General features: G+C 69.3%; 15 protein-coding genes. 9 read left to right on the top strand and 6 right to left on the bottom strand.

Features of this window, described 5'->3' with window-relative positions; all coding sequences use genetic code 11:
* Window positions 1-98 precede the first annotated feature (98 nt).
* The gene (locus tag KBX50_RS06505; protein ID WP_210935469.1) at window positions 99-3,647 is read right to left on the bottom strand and encodes a ThuA domain-containing protein; all 3,549 of its coding nucleotides are present in this window, start codon (window positions 3,645-3,647) and stop codon (window positions 99-101) included.
* A 531-nt stretch (window positions 3,648-4,178) separates the two neighbouring features.
* On the opposite strand from KBX50_RS06505, the gene KBX50_RS06500 reads away from it, so the two are divergent.
* The 6 genes from KBX50_RS06500 (at window position 4,179) to KBX50_RS06475 (ending at window position 12,386) form a co-directional block, all read left to right on the top strand.
* The gene (locus KBX50_RS06500) at window positions 4,179-5,687 is read left to right on the top strand and encodes a sugar ABC transporter ATP-binding protein (protein WP_210935467.1); all 1,509 of its coding nucleotides are present in this window, start codon (window positions 4,179-4,181) and stop codon (window positions 5,685-5,687) included.
* Between the two features lie 156 nt (window positions 5,688-5,843).
* Window positions 5,844-6,818 carry an ABC transporter permease gene (locus KBX50_RS06495; protein WP_210935465.1) on the top strand — a complete coding sequence of 325 codons (975 nt, stop codon included), beginning with the start codon at window positions 5,844-5,846 and terminating at the stop codon, window positions 6,816-6,818.
* A gap of 1 nt (window position 6,819) precedes the next feature.
* Window positions 6,820-7,803, top strand: coding sequence for an ABC transporter permease (locus KBX50_RS06490; protein ID WP_210935463.1), 984 nt, complete (start codon window positions 6,820-6,822; stop codon window positions 7,801-7,803).
* A 12-nt stretch (window positions 7,804-7,815) separates the two neighbouring features.
* Complete coding sequence (locus tag KBX50_RS06485) at window positions 7,816-9,003, top strand: substrate-binding domain-containing protein (protein WP_247673200.1); 1,188 nt, start codon at window positions 7,816-7,818, stop codon at window positions 9,001-9,003.
* Between the two features lie 7 nt (window positions 9,004-9,010).
* Window positions 9,011-9,862 (top strand): sugar phosphate isomerase/epimerase, encoded by an 852-nt coding sequence (locus KBX50_RS06480; protein ID WP_210935461.1) that lies wholly within the window; start codon window positions 9,011-9,013, stop codon window positions 9,860-9,862.
* A 130-nt stretch (window positions 9,863-9,992) separates the two neighbouring features.
* The gene (locus KBX50_RS06475; RefSeq protein WP_210935459.1) at window positions 9,993-12,386 is read left to right on the top strand and encodes an RICIN domain-containing protein; all 2,394 of its coding nucleotides are present in this window, start codon (window positions 9,993-9,995) and stop codon (window positions 12,384-12,386) included.
* 73 nt (window positions 12,387-12,459) lie between these two features.
* Here the strand turns inward: KBX50_RS06475 and KBX50_RS06470 are convergent, their stop codons facing one another.
* On the bottom strand, window positions 12,460-13,722 hold the full coding sequence (locus KBX50_RS06470; protein ID WP_210935457.1) for a hypothetical protein: 1,263 nt from the start codon (window positions 13,720-13,722) through the stop codon (window positions 12,460-12,462).
* Window positions 13,723-13,988: 266 nt separating this feature from the next.
* Between KBX50_RS06470 and KBX50_RS06465 the strand changes: the two genes are divergently transcribed.
* From KBX50_RS06465 to KBX50_RS06455, 3 genes are read left to right on the top strand one after another with little or no spacing between them, the layout of a single operon-like run.
* Window positions 13,989-15,215 (top strand): MFS transporter, encoded by a 1,227-nt coding sequence (locus KBX50_RS06465; protein WP_210935455.1) that lies wholly within the window; start codon window positions 13,989-13,991, stop codon window positions 15,213-15,215.
* A gap of 50 nt (window positions 15,216-15,265) precedes the next feature.
* Window positions 15,266-16,858, top strand: coding sequence for a diguanylate cyclase (locus tag KBX50_RS06460; protein WP_210935453.1), 1,593 nt, complete (start codon window positions 15,266-15,268; stop codon window positions 16,856-16,858).
* A gap of 52 nt (window positions 16,859-16,910) precedes the next feature.
* Window positions 16,911-17,657, top strand: a complete 747-nt coding sequence (locus tag KBX50_RS06455; protein ID WP_210935450.1) for a YqjF family protein — start codon at window positions 16,911-16,913, stop codon at window positions 17,655-17,657.
* Window positions 17,658-17,679: 22 nt separating this feature from the next.
* On the opposite strand, the gene KBX50_RS06450 is transcribed toward KBX50_RS06455, so the two are convergent.
* From KBX50_RS06450 to KBX50_RS06435, 4 genes are all read right to left on the bottom strand, one after another.
* Entirely contained in the window at window positions 17,680-17,979 is a 300-nt protein-coding gene (locus tag KBX50_RS06450; RefSeq protein WP_210935448.1) for a helix-turn-helix transcriptional regulator, read from the bottom strand.
* A 3-nt stretch (window positions 17,980-17,982) separates the two neighbouring features.
* Window positions 17,983-18,333: a type II toxin-antitoxin system RelE/ParE family toxin gene (locus KBX50_RS06445; RefSeq protein WP_210935446.1), complete on the bottom strand. Its 351-nt coding sequence runs from the start codon at window positions 18,331-18,333 to the stop codon at window positions 17,983-17,985.
* 148 nt (window positions 18,334-18,481) lie between these two features.
* Entirely contained in the window at window positions 18,482-19,936 is a 1,455-nt protein-coding gene (locus tag KBX50_RS06440; RefSeq protein ID WP_247673199.1) for a permease prefix domain 1-containing protein, read from the bottom strand.
* A complete protein-coding gene (locus tag KBX50_RS06435) occupies window positions 19,933-20,307 on the bottom strand; it encodes a PadR family transcriptional regulator (protein WP_210935444.1) in 375 nt (124 codons plus the stop codon). The genes KBX50_RS06440 and KBX50_RS06435 overlap by 4 nt, the downstream gene beginning before the upstream one ends.
* Between the last annotated feature and the right edge of the window lie 5 nt (window positions 20,308-20,312).

Genomic DNA, 20,312 nt, shown 5'->3' with positions numbered 1-20,312 from the left:
GCGTTGGCGGGCGTGACCGCACCGGCGCGGGACCGGCTCCGCTTTCCGGAAACCGGTCCCGACCGGGGCGTCCTTGACGGTCGCGATGGTCGCGACGATCAGGCCAGGCTGAACCGCCACTGCTGGTTGGTGCCGCTGTGGCAGGTCCACTGCAACAGGCGGGCGCCGTCGGTGGTGGCACCGCCGTTGACATCGATGCAGAGCCCGCTCAGCACGCTCTTCACCGTGTAGACCCCGGTGGTGCCGGTGGACGCGACGGTGAACTTCTGCTGGTTGCCGTTGTTGCAGGTGGCCTGCTGGAGGAAGGCGCCGGGGGTGGTGGAGCCACCGACGATCTCCGCGCACTTGTTGCTGTGCACGGCCCGGAGGTAGACGGCGCCGCCGCCGGCGTCGACCGCCTGCCACTTCTGGTTGTTGCCACCGGTCGACGCCCACTGGTGGATCTGCGCGCCGTCGGCGGTGGAGACGCCGCTGACGTCCATCAGCTTGTTGCTGTGTTGGGCGGTGAGCGTCCACGTGCGGCCGGCTATCCCACCACCGGTGTCACCGACGCCCACTCCCGGACCGCCGAAGGTGTGCGAGTCGAGGTCGAACCAGTTGTTGGCGCTGTGCTTGAACACCAGGTACAGGGTGTGGGTACCGGCGAGCGGGGTGACGTTCACCGGCGGCGTGGACTGGTAGTTGTCCCAGCCGCCGGTGCTCGGCACCGGAGTGGTGGCCAGCAGCGTGCCGGTCGGCGATCCGGCCCGCAACTCGATCGATCCGCCGCCGGAGGGCGACGACAGCCGGTAGCTCACGGTGTTGATGCCGGACAGGCTCATCGGGGTGAAAGCCACCCAGTCGTTGTTGGAGATGTCCCCGATGCGCTTGCCGCTCTCCGCGCCGGCCTGGTCGATGACCCGGGTGCCGGACTGACTGCTGTAGTACTCGGCCTGCTTGTGCTTGGGTTGGAGGATCACCTGGGCACGGCCGGTGAGTGGGGCCGCGCCGCCCGCGCCACCGTTGTCGGTGTACCGCGCGTTGAGCACGTAGAACAGGTTGGCGCCGTCGGGGTGCCCGCCGAGCAGGTCGGTGGGGATGGTCCCGGAACAGCCGGCGTAGTCGGTGGTCTCGTGCGCGTGGTCGTCGTGCCCGAGCGCCGGGTTGAGGAAGACCTTGCTGCAGTCGATCGCCGCGCCGCCCGGGTCGGTGACGGTGATCTGGTACGACACCCGGTCGCCGAAGGTGAGCATGCCACCGTTGGCCGGCGTGGTGATGGTGACCACCGGAGCGGTGTTGCCGACGGTGATAGGCACGTTGGCGAAGGCGGTCTTGCCCGAGCTGTCGGTGACCTTCAACTGAGCCGTGTAGTTGCCGTTGCTGGTGTAGACCTTCGACGGGTTGGCCGCCGTCGAGGTGGTGCCGTCGCCGAACGTCCACTGGTAGCTGATCGTGTCACCGGGGTCGGGATCCGCCGACCCGGCGCTGGAGAACTGCACGGTCAACGGGGCGTTGCCGCTGGTGGGCGTGCCGGTGGCCTTGGCGATCGGTGATCGGCCGCCCTGGACGTAGTCGATCCGGTAGAGGCCGGAGTCGCTGTTGCCACCACCGAAGTTGGTGCCCCACTCCAGCAGGTAGAGCGAGCCGTCCGGGCCGAACTCGAGGTCCATCGGGCTGTTGAACCGGGTGTTGGGCAGGAACGGGTTGGTCCGGGTGACCGCCGACGCCGAGTCGAAGTGCATCTCCTTGATGTAGTCACGCGACCACTCGTAGAAGAAGTGCACGCCGTCGTAGTACGGCGGGAACTTCGTCGCCGAAGGGTTCTCCGGGTCGTAGCGGTAGACCGGCCCGCCCATCGGCGCCGAGCCACCCGAGCCCACCTCGGGGAAGTTCTGCGAGGCGCCGTAGCCGTACCACATGTTGGGCGCGACGACCGGCCGGAGGTTGGTCAGGCCGGTGTTGTTTGGCGAGTTGTTGACCGGTGCGGCGCAGTTGAACTTGGCACCCACCACGCCGGTGTCCGGGTTGTACGGCGCGTACGGCTGGTTGTCGCCGTGACAGAACGGCCAGCCGTAGTTGCCCGGCGTCTTGATCACGTTGAGTTCGACGAGGCCCTCGGGGCCCCGGTTGGTGGTCGGTGGGTTCCGGTCCGGTCCGTAGTCGGCCAGGTAGACCCAGCCGTTGGCCGGGTCGATCGAGAAGCGGAACGGGTTGCGGAAGCCCATCGCGTAGATCTCGGGCCGGGTCTGCGCCGTCCCCTGGGGGTAGAGGTTGCCCGACGGGATGGTGTAGCCGCCACCGGCGGAGGGCCGGATGCGCAGCAGCTTGCCGCGCAGGTCGTTGGTGTTGCCGGCGGTACGAGCCGAGTCGAGCATGTGCTTGCCCGGGCGCCAGTCCAGCGGGGCGTAGCCCTGCCAGTTGGGGTCGAGGTTCGGCGCGACGTCGTCGCCGGTGCCGATGTACAGGTTGCCGTCCGGCCCGAACGCGATGTACCCACCGGTGTGACCGGGCTCGGGATAGGTCCGGTCCCGGTAGGCCGGTACGTCGATGATGGTCACGCCGCTGGACATGTTCAACGTGTCGCCGTTGAGCGTGTAGCGGGAGACCCGGTTGACGTCGGTCGAGCTGCTGGCCGGCGCGTGGTACAGGTAGACGTACCCGTTGCTGGCGAAGTTCGGGTCGAGGGCCAGCCCGGTCAGCCCGTCCTCACCTCCGGTGTAGACACTGAGCGTGCCGGCGGTCACCGTGCTGTTGGTGCTCGGCTTGAAGATCTTGACCTGGCCGCCACGCTGGACGTACAGCACCCGCCCGTCGGGTGCCACGGCCAGCGCCATCGGGTCGACGGTGTTGCTGTCGAGGGTCCGCTTCTCGAAGTTGCCCCAGACGGTGCCACCGCAGTCGCCCGGCTCGTTGCCGGCGGCCCACTTCACCCCGCCGAGGACGTGATTGCGGAAGTGGGTCTCGCTGTAGGACGCCGCGGCGTGGCCCATCGCGGTGGCCCAGACCCGGCCACCGCCGGTGTTACGACACCAGGAGATCGGGTGGTCGGAGCCCATCGCCCGGGGGCCCGGGTTGTACGTGCGTTCGTCGGCGGTGACCAGGACGTGCACCTCACCGCGCGGGTTCTTGTCGAAGTTGTACCACTCCTCGCTGCGGTTCCAGCGATCCGGCAGGCTGGCCGTCGACGGGTGCTTCTTGTCGGCCACGATGGCGGTGCCGGGCAGGACGCCGGGAGAGTGCTCCGGCATGTGCGCACCCGCGTTGATGGTCTGGTCCCACCAGGGGTACTCGCCCTCGATGCCCATGTCGGTGGCGTTGTGGATGGCCACGATGCCCTTGCCGCTGGCGAGGTAGCCCTCCACCGCCTGGCGCTGGCTGGCCGAGGTCCACACCATGCCGGACGTCTGGAACATGATCAGGACATCGAAGGTGGCCAGGTTCGCTGCGGTGAAGACGCTGGAGTCCTCACTGTGTACCAGCTCGAAATTGTCGGACGCGGCCTGCTGCTGGAACATCGAGACCCCGGCCGGGATCGAGTCGTGCCGGTAACCGGTGGTCTTGGTGAACAACAGGGCGCGGAACTCCGGAGCCGCTGATGCCGGCTGGACCAGCGCGAGCGCCAGTAACAGACCGGTGATCAGTCCGATGATGGCTGTCTTACGACGCATGCCGTCTCCTCGTCGGGGTGGAGCAACAGGGGGCGCGACCACGAGTCCGGTCACCTCCCACGGCACGTCGGGTGGTGCCTGGTGTGGCACGACGGGATGCGCGCGCGGTCGTCGTCGCACGGATCGTCGTACCGACGTGACGCTGCTGGATGTGACGCAGAGTCACGCCCGGGTGGGTTCCGGGCCCCGTGGTGGCAAGGAGCCTAAATAGTATGGATATGGACATAAATTGATGTTAGCGACAACATGGATGGGACTGATCATCGGCGCCCGCGTTCCCCAGTGGACCTGACCCGGCGTCTTTGCCTGTCATTGGCCCAGTCGGTAGTCCGGGAAGATCGGGGATTGCGTACCCATCCCCGAGCATCTATCTTCATACGTGTGATGTTTCGGTCATGTCAAGCGAAAGTTTGAGCACGACAACAGGAAGCTTCGCTTTCGATAACTAAAGCCAGGTGACCGGCCGGTCCTAAGTGAACTTTGAGGTGGCGCACCGATGCCCTTGGCGATTACTATCCGTGAGGATTCTTGATGTCAGCTCGACCCCCGGCGCTGCTGACCCTGCGGGGCATAAGCAAGTCCTTCTTCGGGGTACCCGTCCTCGACGGTGTCGATCTCGACGTCGCCCCGGGCGAGGTGCACGCCGTGGTGGGTGAGAACGGCGCCGGCAAGTCCACCCTGATGAAGATCGTCTCGGGTGGGTACGCGCCGGACGGCGGCACCGTCGAGTTCGCCGGGCGGCCACGCGTGTTCGGTGGCCCGCGTGACGCCCAGCGGGCCGGCATCGGCATCATCCACCAGGAGTTCAACCTCCTGCCGGAGCGCACCGTCGCCGAGAACGTGTACCTGGGCCATGAGCCGAAGCGGCGCGGCCTGGTCGACCGGCGACAGATGCTCAGCCGCACCGCGGAGCTGCTGGCCACCATCGGGGAGACGGAACTGCCCGCCGATGCCGTGGTGGGCCGCCTCGGGGTCGCTCAGCAGCAGGTGGTCGAGATCGCCAAGGCGCTCGCGCTCGACGCGCGCCTGCTCATCATGGACGAGCCCACCGCCGCACTGGCCGACCACGAGGTCGAACTGCTCTACGGCCTGGTACGACGGCTGCAACAGCAGGGCATCGGCCTGCTGTACGTCTCGCACCGGTTGACCGAGGTCTTCGACCTGTCCGACCGGATCACGGTCCTCAAGGACGGCCGCCTGGTGCGGACGATGCGCACCGCCGACGCCACACCGGAGGACCTGGTACGCCAGATGGTCGGCCGGGAGCTGTCCAGCTACTACCCGGATCGGGCCGCTCCGGGAGACATCGGCGCGGTACGGCTGGCCGTGCGGGCTGGCGGGAACCGCAAACTACGCGACGTCGACCTGGAGCTGCGCGCCGGTGAGGTGCTGGGGATCGGTGGCCTTCAGGGCTCCGGACGCTCGGCGCTGGCCCGTGCGCTGTTCGGGGTGGAGCCGTTCACCACCGGCGTGGTCACGATCGACGGCAGGCCGACCCGGCTGCGCTCCCCGCGCGCGGCGACGCGGGCCGGCCTCGCGTACGTCACCGAGGACCGCAAGGGCGAGGGCATCGTCGCCCGGCAATCGGTGCTCGACAACGCGCTGCTCGCGAGCCGGGCGGTCTTCCCGGCCCGCTCGGGTCGCGCCGCGCGCACCCTGCGCGTCCGCGAGCTGCTTGCCGCAGTGGAGGTCCGGGCCGCCGGTGACGACCAGGAGATCCGATTTCTGTCCGGCGGCAACCAGCAGAAGGTGGTGCTGGCCAGGTGGCTCGCGCTCGACCCGCTGATCCTGCTCTTCGACGAACCGACCCGGGGCATCGACGTGGGTGCCAAGTCGGCTATCCACGATCTTGTCCGTCGGCTCGCCCGGGCGGGTGCGGCGGTGCTGATGATCTCGTCCGAGCTGCCGGAGCTGCTCGGCATGAGTGACCGGATGCTCGTCATGCGCGACGGCCGCGTCGCCGGTGAGCTGCCCGCCGGCGCCACCGAGGAGGACGTCGTCGCCCTGGCGGTCGGAACGGCACGGGAGGCGGCGGCGTGAGTGAGCGGAGCGAGCGAACCATTGGGCTCAGCAGTCTGGCGCCTCGCGCCGCCGGTGAGCGAAGCGAGGCGGCGGCGTGAGTGAGCGGAGCGAGCGAACCATTGGGCTCAGCAGTCTGGCGCCTCGCGCCGCCGGTGAGCGAAGCGAGGCGGCGGCGTGAGTCTACTGTCGCTGCGGCCGGCGCGACGGCCGGTACCTGGCGTGTTCGTGGCGCTGACCATCACGCTGGCGCTCGGTTGGCTGATCGTCATGATCGACGGCGGTCAGCTGTTCAATCAGTCGACGACGGTGAGCCTGCTGCACGTCGCCGCCGGGCTGGGCCTCGTCGCGGTCGGTCAGACCCTGGTCATCCTCGGTGGGTCGCTCGACCTCTCGGTGGCCTATGTGATCAGCCTGAGCACCCTCGTCGCGGCCGAGACGATGAACGGCAGCGACGGCGCGCTGCTGCCCGCGGTCGGTCTGGCGCTCACGGTCAGTGCCGCTGTCGGGCTGCTCAACGGGCTGCTCGTCACCAGGCTGCGGATCAATGCCTTCATTGCCACCCTCGGCGTCGGGCTGCTGCTCAAGGGGTACCTCGACAACGGCTACGACGGTCCGGCCGGCAGCACCTCGCCCGGGCTCGTGCAGAGCCTCGGCTACCAACGCATCGGCCCCGTACCACTGTCTTTTCTGCTCCTGCTCGCCGTGACCGGGGCATGCTGGTTCGCGCTGACGCGGACCCGGTTCGGTCACCATCTGGTCGCCGTCGGCGGTGACCCGGAGGTCGCCCGACTCTCCGGCGTCCGCAACGACCGGGTTCTGGTCATCGCGCACGTGCTCTGCTCGCTCTGCGCCGGACTCGCCGGGATCTACCTGGCCAGTCGGCTCGGCTCGGGTGCCCCCCGGGTGGGCACCGAAGGTCTCTACGACCTGGAGTCGATCGCCGCCGTGGTCATCGGCGGCACCGCTCTCGCCGGCGGCCGTGGTGGCGTCCTCGGCACGCTCGGCGGTGTGCTGTTGCTCGCCAGCATCGACGCCATCTTCAACCAGCTCGAAGTGGACGCCTTCTTCAAGCAGGTGATCCGGGGGGCCATCATCATCGCCGCCGTGGCCGTCTACGCCCGTCGGGCCATGCGAAAGGCGGCCGTCTGACATGCAGCTCGTCCAGCGTCGCCCGCTGCCGCCCCAGCTGACCCGGGTACGCACCGGCGGCCTCCTGCCCCTGCTCGCGATACTCGCGGTGCTGCTGGTTCTGGTCGCCGTGCGCCAGCCCGACTTTCTGGCGCCGGCCTCCCTGATGTCGTTCCTCGGCCGCTCGGCGCCGCTCATCCTGCTCGCCGCGGGTCAGTACTTCGTGATCGTCTCCGGCGAGTTCGACCTGTCCGTCGGCTCGCTGGTCACCGCACAGGTCGTGGTCGCCGCCCGGCTGATCGACAGCGATCCGTCGCGGACCTGGCCGGTGGTGCTGGTGCTGCTCGCTGGCGGGGTGCTCGTCGGGCTGGTCAACGGCCTGATCACGACGCGACTGCGGGTGCCCTCGTTCATCACCACCCTCGGCATGTTCCTGATCCTGGTGGGAGCGGTCTATCTCTGGTCCAACGGTGCGCCCAAGGGCGGGCTCTCCGAGGAGTTCCGTCGCTTCGGCCGGCGGGCGTTCGAGGACGTGCCGGTGTTCGGCCGCATCCCGTACGCCCTGGTGGTCCTGCTGGTCCTCGCGACGCTCGCGGTGCTGCTGATGCGTTCCGACTTCGGCCGGATCCTGGTGGCGGTCGGGGACAATCCGCGTACGGCGGAGCTGAGCGGCGCCCGGGTACGCCGTACCCGGACCATCGCCTTCATGCTGAGCGGCCTCGCCGCCGCCATCGCGGCCATCCTGATCGGCGGCTACAGCGGCGTGTCCTTCCAGGCCGGTGCCGGTCTGGAGTTCGGCGCCATCACCGCGGTCGTCCTGGGCGGGGTCGCCCTGGGTGGCGGACGTGGCGCGGTCATCGGCGCGATGCTCGGCGCGCTGACCCTCGAACTGCTCTTCACGCTCATGAATTTCTACGGCGTCTCCGGCGCCCTCAGACCGACCGTTCAGGGCGCCATCATCCTGTTCGCCGTGGCGGTCTCGAGCCGACGTTCCACGTCGAGATAAGGGGATTTCTCAATGAAACGACGCATGGCGGCCACGGCCGCGCTTCTCCTGGTGTCCCTCGCCGGCTGTGCCACCGACGAGCCCGCTGCGACCCCTTCGGACGGCTCGTCCGCGCCACCGGCCGGGGCCGGCACCGGCGAGCAGTCGAAGTTCTTCGTGCAGGCCGACTACGACAACGAACTCGCGCTGCTCGACGCCGCACCGACCGGTCCGGCCGACAAGCCGTGGGAGCAGGTGCTCAACCCGAAGATGGTGGACACCGCCAAGTTCAAGAAGGACGGCCCCTACAAGATCTGCTTCTCGAACGCGGCGTTGAACAACCCGTGGCGTCAGGTCGGCTTCAAGACCATGCAGGCCGAGGTCGAGGCGCAGGGCGACCGGATCAAGGAGTTCGTCCACGTCGACGCCGAAGGCAAGGACCAGAAGCAGATCGCCGACATCAACGACCTGCTCGGCAAGGGCTGTGACGCGCTCATCGTCTCGCCGAACACCACCGCCACGCTCACTCCGGCCGTGACGGCGGCCTGCGACGCCGGCCTGCCGGTCATCGTCTTCGACCGTGGCGTCGACACCGACTGCCCGGTGACGTTCATCAACCCGATCGGCGGGTACGGGTTCGGGCACGTCGGAGCCGAGTTCGTCAGCCAGCGGATGAAGCCCGGCGGCAAGGTTCTCGCGCTGCGTATCCTGCCCGGCGTCGACGTGCTGGAGACCCGGTGGTCCGCGGCCAAGGTCGCGTTCGACAAGGCGCAGGTCGACGTGGTCGGGGTCGAGTTCACCGATGGCGACCCGGCCAAGACCAAGAAGATCGTCAACGACTACATCCAGCGGCACGGCACCATCGACGGCGTCTGGATGGACGCGGGCGCGGTCGCCGTCGCGGCGGTGGAGGCGTTCCAGGACGCCGGTCAGCCGGTGCCGCCGATCAACGGCGAGGACCAGCTCGACTTCCTGAAGATGTGGAAGGACGAGGGGCTCACCGCGATCGCGCCCACGTACCCGACCTACCAGTGGCGTACGCCGATCATCGCGGCGCTGCGAATCCTCGACGGCCAGCAGGTGTCCGACCCGTGGAAGCTGCCCCAGCCGACGATCACCCAGGAGAACCTGGACAGCTATCTCGACCCGAACATGCCGCCGCTGCACTACGCGATGTGCGGCTGCACCGACCTGCCGGGTTACCCGCAGCGCTGGAAGTAGGCGTCCGTTGCGTGCCGTCGGTGTCAATCCCTGGGTGTGGACCTCGCCGGTCGACGACGAGGCCCTGACCGCATTGATCCCCCGGATCGCGGCGCTCGGCTTCGACGCGGTCGAACTGCCGATCGAGCAGCCAGGTGACTGGGATCCGTACCGCGTCCGGGACCTGCTCGCCAGGTACGGACTGGACGCGGCCGGCGTCTGTGCGGTCACCCCGCCCGGGCGGGAACTCGTCAATGCCGCCCCCGCCGTGGTGGAGGCCACGGTGGCGTACCTGAACAGCTGCGTGGACAGTGCGGCGGTCATCGGTGCGCCGTGCGTCGGTGGCCCGGTCTACGCGTCGGTGGGCCGGACCTGGCCGATGACGCCGACGGAACGCGCGACCTGTTACTCGGATTTCCGTCGGGCGCTGGTACCGGTTGCCGACCGGGCCGCCGATCGGGGGGTGTCCATCGGGGTGGAGGCGCTCAACCGGTACGAAACCAGTGTGGTCAACACGATCGAACAGACCGTGGAGATGATCGACGGTCTGCCGACGAACGTCGGCCTCATGATCGACACCTACCATATGAACATCGAGGAGGCGAACCCGTACGCGGCGCTGGCCGCGGCGGGTCCGCACATCAAGCACGTACAGGTCAGCGGCACCAACCGGGGTGCGCCCGGGTCGGATCACCTGGACTGGCCCCGGCTCCTCGCCGCCCTGGCCGCCACCGGCTACTGGGGTGCGATCTGCATCGAGTCGTTCACCCCGGACAACGCGACGATCGCGACCGCCGCCTCGATCTGGCGCCCGCTCGCCCCGTCACCGGACCGGCTCGCGGGGGACGGGCTGGCCTATCTCCGGAGCATCCTCGGCTGAGCTGCGCCGCCCTACGCCCGGTCACCGGCGTGATCTCAGTCGATCCTTGCGCAGACATCATTCGTATGATGAACTGCCGTCCACATACCACCCACCACATCGCACCGCCCGTCCAGGTAAGGAGACCCCCGTGTCCGTACCTCCACCCCCCGGCACACCCCGACGGGTGCTGGCCGCGGCCGCGACGGTGGCGCTGACCGCCGCGGCCACCGTGGCCGCAGTGACCACGTTCGCCGCCCCCGCGCTCGCCGCGACCACCACCCTCTACGCGTCCCCCTCCGGTGGCGGCAGCAGTTGCACCGCCACCCAGCCGTGTTCGTTGGCCGGTGCGCAGACCGCCGTCCGCTCGATGAACAGCTCGATGTCGGGCGACATCGTCGTGCAACTGGCTGACGGCGTCTATCGGCTCTCCGCACCGCTGCGGTTCACCGCCGCCGACTCCGGCGCCAACGGCTACCGGGTGATCTGGCAGGCGGCACCGTCGGCCCGTCCCGTGATCAGCGGCGCGCGGGCGGTCACCGGCTGGACGCAGGTGGACGCCGGCCGCAACATCTGGCGGGCCAACGTCGGCGCCGGCACCGACACCCGCCAGCTGTACGTCAACGGTGCGCTCGCCACCCGGGCCCGTACCCAGGTCAACCGGGCGGACTTCACCGCGGACAGCACCGGCATGCGGTTCACCAGCGGCGCCCTGAGCTACCTCAACAACCTGGCCAACCAGAGCCGCATCCAGATGGAGAGCGTCAACTCGTTCACCGACCGGTACGTGTCGGTGCAGAGCATCAGCGGCAACCTGATCCGGATGCAGCAGCCCGGCTGGAGCAACAACAACTTCGGGTACGACACCTTCACCAGCCCGCACCGCGCCGGGCCGCTCTACCTGGCCAACGCCTACGAGTTCCTGGACTCGCCCGGGGAGTGGTACCTCGACCCGGGCAGCGGCGCGCTGAACTACATTCCGCTCGCCGGCCAGAACATGAGCAGCGTGAGCGTGGAACTGCCGACGCAGCAGTCCCTGGTCAACCTCGGCGGGACCTACGCCTCGCCGGCCCACCACATCTCGTTCACCGGGATCACCTTCACCGGCACGACCTGGCTGGGGGCCAGCAGCAACCAGGGCTACGTGGACCAGCAGACCGGCGCCTACATCTACGGCAACTGGAACTGGCCCAGCTTCTCCTCCTGCCACAACGGCTGCCCGCAGTTCGAGGCCACCCGGCCGAACTGGCAGCAGATGCCGGCCGCCGTGCAGGTCTCGGCCGCCAACAACATCACCTTCAGCGACTCCCAGTTCGTCAACCTCGGGCAGACGGCGATCGGCATCGGCAACGACGCCAACGCCCACGCCAGCGGCGTGGGCCTGGGCGCCAGCAACATCACCATCACCCGCTCCGAGATCGCCCGCAACGCGGCCGGCGGCATCGTCGTCGGTGGCGTACGCGCCGACGCCCATCACCCCAGTGACCAGCGGATGGTCAACCGGGACATCACCATCAGCAACAACCGCCTGCACGACCTGGGCATCGAGTACCGGGGCATCGTCTCGGTGCTCACCACCTACGTCACCAACTCCACGGTGTCGTACAACGAGGTCTACAACATGCCGTACACCGGCATGTCCATCGGGTACGGCTGGGGCTCCAACGACGCGGGCGGCAGCGAGCACTACGCCGGCCGTGGCCTGTACAACTACCAGCCGCGCTACACGACGGCCACCACCGCGTCCAACAACCGGCTCATCGGCAACTACGTGCACGACGTGATGCAGCAGATGAACGACGGCGGGTGCATCTACACCCTGTCGGCGAACCCGGGCGGGTTGATCAGCGACAACTACTGCCTGCGGACCAACGGCTACTTCGGCGTCTACTTCGACGAGGGATCCCGGTACTACACCGCCCGCAACAACGTGTTCTCGTCCACCGGCACCTGGGCCACCGCCAACTACTGGTACGCCGAGAACATGGGCAACTTCACCGTCACCAACAACTGGTCGACGAACGGCAGCACCAACGTGACAAACGGCGACCGGGGCAACGTCGTGTCCGGAAACGTGACGGTGACCAACGGCAACTGGCCCTCCGGCGCCCAGGCGGTGATGGCCGGTGCCGGTCCGCAGGGCGGCAGCAGCACGCAGAACGTGCAGATCGTCGGTACCCAGTCCGGCCGGTGCGTGGACGTCGAAGGTGCGAGCACCACCAACGGTGCCCAGGCGAAGCTCTGGGACTGCCACGGCGGGACGAACCAGCGCTGGACGTACACCGCCAGCAAGCAACTCATGGTGTACGGCAACAAGTGCCTCGACGCTTCGGGGCAGGGCACCAGCAACGGCACCCTGGCGATCATCTGGGACTGCAACGGCCAGGTCAACCAGCAGTGGAACGTCAACGCCAACGGCACCATCACCGGTGCGCAGTCCGGACTGTGCCTCGACGCCAGCGGCTACGGCACCACAAACGGCACGGTGGTCCACCTCTGGGCCTGCCACGGCGGCGCCAACCAGCAGTGGAATCTGCGTAACTGACGATCCGGGTGGGTGGGGCGGCGTGCCGACCCCACCCACCCGGTCCCGGCCACGCGGACTGGCCGCCGCTGGGTCAGGACGCCTGACGTCGAAGGTGTTCGGCGAAGGCGGACTGGCTGCCCAGCATGACCATGATCGCGTTGCGGTAGGCGACCGATCCCCACAGGTGCAGTTCCTCGTCGTCGAGGCCGCCGAAGATGCCGGCGAGCGCCCTGCGCTCGCGGCGGTCAAGGACCTTCTGCGGTCGGGCCAGCAACTCGCCCTCGCGGCGCAGCGCGTCGAGGTACGCGGCGACGGCCGAGGTGTACGCGGGCCCGCCGAGTTCCTCCAACATGCCGAACTCGAAGAGGTGCAGCGCCGCCTCCGACTCCCAGTCCGGGGCGCGCTGGACGTGACGGATCAGCATCACGTGCCGCGCCTCGAACAACAGCAGGATCCCGCGGCCCAGCCGACTCAGCGGCCGGCGGCTCGACGGCAGCCGCAACGTGCGTACCGGTTGCCCGGCCGCCACGTCCACCGCACCGGCGAAGCTGGGCATCCGCTCGCCGCCGGGCACCGGGTCGGGTACCAGGCAGACCCGGTCGGCGTAGACCAGGTCATCCCGACCGGAGAGCGACCGCATCGCCGTCGCGGCGACCTCGGTGAAGGGACGGTCGTCGGTCGCCGCGGCCGGGTCGAGGGCGTAGACCATCCCCGGCCGTCCGGCCGTAGGGACGCCCAGGACCGCGGAACTCCGCAGGAAGCCCCAGGTCGTTGCCGCCCATCGGCTGCGCCGGGCAACCTCGGCTGCGGTGTCCCGCCAGTCGCGGGCGAGCCGCAGCCGTTCCCGGACGTCGGTGGCGTCGGTCAGCTCAAGCAGCGCGCGGGGCAGCGGCGCGACGGGATCCACGTCGAGCGGGTCGGTGACGACGGACGGACCGATCGCCGCGTGTTCGGCGCAGTCCGCGTCGGTGTGCGGATCGCCGGTCGCGCCGTGGCAGTCCCCCAGCCAGGTGACCTCACGACTCACCGACTGTCGGGCGAACGCTGGTGCCGGCAGCATGCCGGCGCGCAGGATCCGCTCGTACTGCACCCGAGCCCGGGCCGTCCGCAGCATGTCGAGCGGCAGGACCGGGGCCAGTGTCAGGACCGTCTCGATGATCAGGCAGTGCGGGCAGACGGGCCCGTCCGGGTCGACCACGCGGAACTCCCGCAGATGGTCGAGACCGGGCTGCTCCCACTGCACGCCGATGCCGCCGCCCTCGCGCAGCATCAGGTAGAGGTGGGTGGTGGCCTGCCGGTCCCGGGTGACGGCCGCCACCTCGTCGAGGAACCGCCGGCGGCTGATCTGCTCCACCGGGTCACTGTATCGACCGGCGTCGCGGTCGCGGCCCGGCGAAACCCGCTGTCGGAGTACGGGCTCGGGGAAATATCCTCCGCTTCGACATCCGTCGACGACAGGAGTTGACATGCGCTTCGACCTGGTCACGGCCTCCGCTCCGGCGCGAGAGTTCCCCGTGCGCTGATTCGTGCGGTCCACCGCCGGATCCACCGACGGTGCGGTGCTCCTCGCTGCGGAGCGGTCCCCTGACGGCCGTTTCCCTTCCAGTTCGAGGAGCAATCTTGCGTGCCCTGGTATCCGCGCGTCTGGGCGCGGACTTCGCCAAACTCTGGACCGCCTCGGCGGTGTCCAACATCGGCGACGGCGTCACCATGGCGGCCGGCCCACTGCTGGTCGCCTCCATCACCGACAGCCCGGCGCTGATAGCCGGTGCAGTCTTCGTACAACAGCTGCCCTGGTTGTTGTTCGCCCTGCTCAGCGGTGCCTACGTGGACCGGCTCGACCGGCGTCGTCTGGTGGTGGCGGTGAACCTGGTGCGGGCCGTCGCGCTCGCCACGCTGACCGTCACCATCGCCACCGACACCGTCACGGTGGTCATCTTCTACGTGGTGCTCTTCCTGCTCGGTACGGGGGAGACGCTGGCCGACACCGCCATGGGTGCGCTGTTGCCATCCGTGGTCGCCACCGACCGGCTGCCGAGCGCGAACGCGCGGCTCCACGCCACGTTCACGATCGGCAACCAGTTCGTGGCCAAGCCGTTGGGCGCCGGGCTGTTCGTCATCGCCGCGGCGGCACCGTTCGGCCTCAACGCACTCACGTTCGCCGTCGCCGCGGTGCTGCTGGCGAGGCTGCGGCCGGCCCCGGCACCGGCGGCCACGACGCACGCGTCGGTGGTCCGCTCGATCGCCGAGGGGGTGCGGTGGCTGTGGCGGCATCGGTTGCTACGGACGCTGGCCCTGAGCATGGGCGTGGGCAACGTCGCCTTCTGCGCGGCGTTCGCGGTGTTCGTGCTCTACTGCCGGCAGCGGCTGGGCGTCTCCGACGTCGGTTACGGCTTCCTGCTCACCGCGTTCGCGGTCGGCGGGCTGGCCGGCACCGCGCTGGCGACCCGGCTGGTCCGGACGGTCGGACGAACCATGGTGCTGCGGGTCGGGCTGGTCATCGAGATGGTCACCCATCTGATCCTGGCGACCACGACGGCAGTATGGGTCGTGGTGGTCGTCCTGGTCGTGTTCAGCGCGCACGGCATGGTCTGGGGAATAACCGTCGCGTCGCTGCGGCAACGGCTGGTGCCGTCCCACCTGCTCGGCCGGGTCGGCAGCGCGTACGCGGTGCTCGATCTCGGCGGGGCGGCGGTCGGCTCCCTCCTCGGCGGCCTGATCGCCGGCACCTGGGGCAGCACGGCCCCGTTCTGGATCGCCGGGGTGACGATGGCGGTTGTCGCTCTCGCCGCCTGGCGACCGCTGGCACAGAGTCCAAACCGGTCGGAGACTATCGAAGTGAGCTGATTACCGTACCATCGGGCTGTTCTTCCCTGGGCGGGTGCGGAGGAGACCGCATGGACGATGTGACCCTCCGAGCCCTGCGGCTACTGGAGGAGGCGCAGGCCGGTGGCGCGGCCCAGGTGCTGGCGGAGGCGGTCGCGGCGCTACGGGAACCGACCGGGGAACTGCGCGACGGTCCGGCGGCGATGCACTTCGTGCGCGTCGTGGCGCTGACCCGGCTCGGCGACCTGCGCGCCGCGATCACCGCCGCCGATCTGATGCTTGTCGCCGCCGAGCGGGAGCACAGCGCCGGGTGGCGCTCCTGCGCGCTGTCACTGCGCGCCGACCGGCGGCTCCGCCTCGGCGACCAGGACATCGCCGAGTACGACATCGAGGCCGTCCTGCGGGACCTCGTCCGCGCGGAGACGGCCCTGCTGGCCGGCGAACCGGATCCGGTGATCGAGGGCAACGCCCGCACCGGGCTGGCGATCGGGTACGCGAAGCTGCGCCTCTACGAGCTGGCGGCGCCACAGTTCCAGGCGGCATACGAGACGACCTGCCGACCCGGGTACCCGGACAACGGCAACCGGGCCATGTGGCTGTGCAACCTCGCGGAACTCAACCTCATGTGGGCCCTGGAGCTGTATCAGGTGGGTCAGGTGGCCGAGGCGGAGAAACACACCACGGTGGCCGAGGAGCACGCGGCGCGGGCGATGACGGAAGCCTCCGGCCCCAAGGCGGAGGTGTGGCGGCTCTCGGCGTCGCTGTTCGCGGCGTGCGCCCGCGCCGACCGCCAGGACCCGGCCGGTGCGGCGGAGGACATCCCCCGGGTACTGGCGTCGTTGCGGGAGCACGGCGTCGAACAGCGACACCAGGAGCAACTGCTGTGCCGGCCGTTCCACGCCGTCGCGCTCAGCCGGTCCGGACGGCCGGATGAGGCGCTGCGGGTCATCGAGGAGGCGGTGACCGGCCTCTCTCCCGACAACGACTGGTTGATCACGGCGGCGCTGCACCGTACGCACGCGGTGCTGCTGGCGAAGACCGGGGCACGCGACGCGTTGCCGGGCCTCACCTACGGCGACGCGCTCGCGGAACTGCTGTGGCGTCAGCGACATCGCTGGCTGCACGCGGCGGTGACCATGCAGTCGTACGACGTGCTGCGGTGGCAGCACGAGCGGGCCGAACGGGCCGCGCGGATCGACCCGCTCACCGGGGTGGCCAACCGGCGGGGCCTGGACAGCTTCCTGGAGCGCCTGGCCACTCCCACGGCGGCCGGGACCGATCCGGTGGCGGTGCTGATCGTGGACGTGGACCGGTTCAAGGACATCAACGACTCGCTGGGGCACGCCACCGGCGACGACGTGCTGCGGGCGGTGGCGCAGGTGGTCGCGGCCAGTGTCCGCCGGGACGACTTCGTCGCCCGGCTGGGCGGTGACGAGTTCGTCGCGATCCTGCCGGGGGCGGGTCTCGGTGCCGCTGAGCAGGTCGCCCAGCGGGCCGTCGACGCCGTGGCCGGGATGGCTGCGTGGCAGGTGACGGTAAGCGTCGGGGTGGCCGGCGGTTCCGCGTACACCCTCGGGGAGACCCTGGCGCACGCGGACGGTGCGATGTACGCGGCGAAGCGGGCCGGCGGAAACCGGATGAGCAGCCGTCACCCCGGTACCTGACCGCGGATCGCGCCGGGTGCCGCGGCGTCGGCCGATCCGGCAGGATCGGTACGTGGACATCGAGCCGGTCGACGTCGCGCCCATCCGAGGGTTTCGCCGCGCGATCCTTCGGCAACGCTGGGATGACCTGATCTTCCTGCACTGGCCGGTTGAGCCGGCGCGGGTCGCACCGCTGCTGCCGGCCGGCACCCGCCCCGACACGCTCGACGGGCTGACCTACGTCGGGCTGATCGGCTTCCGGATGGTCGGTCTGGGGCTGGGATTCGGACCCGGCGTACCGTACTTCGGCAGTTTCTGGGAGACCAACGTCCGGTTGTACTCCGTGGACGGCTCCGGCCGACGGGCCGTGGTCTTCCGCTCGCTCGACGCCTCCCGGTTGGTGCCGGTGCTGGTCGCCCGGGCGACCCTGCGGCTGCCGTACCTGTGGTCGGCGATGAAGCTGGAGCGCGACGGTGATCGGCTCAGCTACCGGTGCCGGCGTCGCTGGCCGGGCCCGACCGGCACGACCAGCCGGATCGAGGTCCGGGTCGGTGGGCCGATCGTCGAGCCGACGCCGCTGGACCACTTCCTCACCGCCCGCTGGGGCCTGCACACCCGGGCGTACGGACGTACCCGGCACCTGCCGAACTGGCACCCACGCTGGCCGCTGCACCACGCGGAACTGCTCGCCCTGGACGACGAACTGGTGACCGCCGCCGGGCTGCCGGCACCGCAGGGGCCGCCGAGCAGCGTGCTCTACTCACCGGGGGTGCCGGTCGCCTTCGGCCCGCCGACCAGCGTGCATCAGCCCGGAGCCTGATCAGCAGGCGATCGCCGGTGACTCAGGCCGCCGCGTCGCGTGGCTCGAAACTGACGCTGAGGCTCACGTCCAAGGCCGCCGCCAACCGCTCCAACACGGGCAGGGTCGGGACGGTGCCGCCGGCCTCGAACCGGGCGACCGCCGACTGCGTCATCCCCGATTCCTTGGCAAGCTGTGCCTGGCTCCAACCTCGGCGCTCACGAAGCTCTCGAATCGCACAACCAAGTTCGAACGCCAACCGCGTCGCGTCGTACGCCTCCGCCGCCCCCGGCTCGGCCATCCGCCGCTCCCGCAGCGAGGCCCAATCACTACGCCCGCCCATGATCTAGCCCTCCTTCTCCACGACACGGTGCGCCTCATCAATGCATCTGGCCAGTACCCGGCGTGCTCGGTCGACCTCTCGCTCGTCGCGCATACGCGTCTTGTGAAAGACGGTCAGCAAGATGATCCGCTTGTCCGACGCGATCCAGTAGGTGATCCTGACTGCTTGCCGCTCCAGGTAGAACCGCAACTCGCGTAGCTTCCCCTCCAGCTGTTTCGTGTACGGCTCGCCCAACAGTGGCCCTTGTTCGGCCAGTAGGTCGACGTAGAATGCCGCACGAGCAAACAGTGCGGCCGGCAGGCCCTCCAACCACTTTTCGACTTCCGGCTCTAACTCAACGGTACCCCAAGCCATAGCATCGATGCTATATAAGCCAACCTTCGTCGCCGAACAGGGTGGTATTCGTGTCGTTCGACTCTTGCCGCGAAGAGCGGCCACCTCGTTCGGACGGGTCGCGGTGATGATTGTCCGCACGCGGTGGCCGCTCGGGGTGCGCGGCGGATCAGAGGTAGCTGAACAGCGGGGGGAAGAGCAGCACCACGACCCAGGCCCAACCGGCGTACACCGGTAGGTAGCCGGTCTGCCAGCGTTCCAGGGCCGCGAACGGGGTGCGCCGACGGAGGAATCCCAGCATCAGCCACGCCGACCAGGCGAGGTTGGCCAGCAGGATGACGTTCTCACCGAGTGCCGCGGCCTTGTTCGGGGTGGTGCCGTACTCGGTGATCCGCTCGGTGATCGCCCACAGCACCAGCACGTCGATGATGAGCGCGCTGACCACGAGGGCGAGCTGCAACCTGTCGAACAGGCCGGGCGGGGCCAGCGGGTCGCGGGCCGAGATCGAGTAGAGCAGCAGCCCCAGCACCACGACCAGCAGCAGGTCGAACAGGATCAGTGCCTCCCGCTCGACGTTGATGCCGGCGGTGGTCCAGACGATGGCGACCAGGAAGGCCAGCAGCGCGGCGGTGAACAGCGGCGTGAACAGGCGGGTGAGTACCGGCGCGATGTTCTCGACGACGCTCTGCTTGGCCTCGACGAGCCAGCCCGCCACGACCACCGCGGCCACCACGCCGCACGGCAGCAACCATTCCGAGACGAAGCCCTCGGGGTCGATCCCGATGGCCTGGAAGGTGCCGACCGTGAAGGCGGTCAGCACGCCACCGCCGAGGGCGATGAGGACGAAATAGACGAAGCATTCGCCGGTGAATCTGATGAAGTCCATGCGTCGTCGCGACGAGCGCAGATCGTCGGAGACATAGGCCAGACCGACCACGAGCCACAGGGCTATCGGCAGGTGGATGGTGGTCAGCACCAGCGACTGGGAGTCCTCCGCGAGGGAGTAGACGTTGGCGGCCACCGCACCGAGCGCGAACAGGGCGACCATCACCCCGATCAGCGCCCTGCCAACCCGGCGGCGCCAGGCCAGGTACGCGGCCAGCCAGGGCAGCGTGAACAGCGCGAAGTTGGGTGCGTAGAAGGCGCCGTCCTGTTGGAAACCCAGGCCGAACAGCGCTGGCAGCTTGATCGACACGGCTGCGCCGACCGCACAGACGATCATCGCGACCAGGTCGCGCCGGGACTCGTTGCCCGTCCCCGGGTCGTCGGTGCCGCCGGTGAGCACCAGTTGCTTCCACAGCCGCTCCGAGTGTTCCCGGGCGAACTCGCGGGACAACTCGTCCAGGCCGCCGAGCCGTTTGACCGCGACCAGGAACGCCTCGTCGGGGCGCAGGCCGGCGGCGATGAGCTCGTCGACCGAGCCGCGAAGGTGGTCCTCCAGTTCATCGACGTCGGAGCGTTGCAGTTCCGGGCGGCGTCGTACGTAGTGACGCCACTGGGCGAACTGGGCCTCCAACCCTTCCTGGCCGGCTGCTGTCGTCGTGGCCTCGGGGTCGCCTGGCGCGGTCGCGCCGTCCGGGCCGGTGGATGCCGTGCTGCCGTCCGGCCCGCCGGGCGCGGTCATGCCAGACCTCCGAGGGGAATCGTCGTCGAGCGCCGTACGTCGCCGGGGTCGACCCAGATCGCCTTGAGGGCGCTCACCACGGTGTCCCACTGGCGACGTTGCTCGGCGAGTTCGGCGAGGCCGCTGTCGGTGATGCGGTAGTACTTGCGTCGCCGTTCCCCGGGGACCGACTGCCAGCTCGACTCCACGTGACCGAGCCGTTCGAGCCGGTGCAGCAGGGGATAGAGCAACCCTTCGGTCCAGTCCAACTCGCCGGCGGACAGCTCGTTGATGCGTCTGAGGATCGCGTACCCGTAGCTCTCCCCGTCGGCCAGGATGCCGAGCACCATCGGCGTCGCCGAGGCGGCGACGAGATCCTTGGTGACTTTCATGAGAT

The organism is Micromonospora sp. C51 (assembly GCF_018070435.1).
Lineage (GTDB): Bacteria > Actinomycetota > Actinomycetes > Mycobacteriales > Micromonosporaceae > Micromonospora > Micromonospora sediminimaris.
This window is presented reverse-complemented; position numbering and strand designations above follow the sequence as displayed.

Excerpts from the sequence above, each read along its gene's own strand:
- KBX50_RS06435 (WP_210935444.1), bottom strand. The coding sequence starts at position 20,307 with ATGAAAGTCACCAAGGATCTCGTCGCCGCCTCGGCGACGCCGATGGTG.
- KBX50_RS06505 (WP_210935469.1), bottom strand. The coding sequence starts at position 3,647 with ATGCGTCGTAAGACAGCCATCATCGGACTGATCACCGGTCTGTTACTG.
- KBX50_RS06485 (WP_247673200.1), top strand. The coding sequence starts at position 7,816 with ATGAAACGACGCATGGCGGCCACGGCCGCGCTTCTCCTGGTGTCCCTC.
- KBX50_RS06500 (WP_210935467.1), top strand. The coding sequence starts at position 4,179 with ATGTCAGCTCGACCCCCGGCGCTGCTGACCCTGCGGGGCATAAGCAAG.
- KBX50_RS06490 (WP_210935463.1), top strand. The coding sequence starts at position 6,820 with ATGCAGCTCGTCCAGCGTCGCCCGCTGCCGCCCCAGCTGACCCGGGTA.
- KBX50_RS06450 (WP_210935448.1), bottom strand. The coding sequence starts at position 17,979 with ATGGGCGGGCGTAGTGATTGGGCCTCGCTGCGGGAGCGGCGGATGGCC.
- KBX50_RS06460 (WP_210935453.1), top strand. The coding sequence starts at position 15,266 with ATGGACGATGTGACCCTCCGAGCCCTGCGGCTACTGGAGGAGGCGCAG.
- KBX50_RS06445 (WP_210935446.1), bottom strand. The coding sequence starts at position 18,333 with ATGGCTTGGGGTACCGTTGAGTTAGAGCCGGAAGTCGAAAAGTGGTTG.
- KBX50_RS06440 (WP_247673199.1), bottom strand. The coding sequence starts at position 19,936 with ATGACCGCGCCCGGCGGGCCGGACGGCAGCACGGCATCCACCGGCCCG.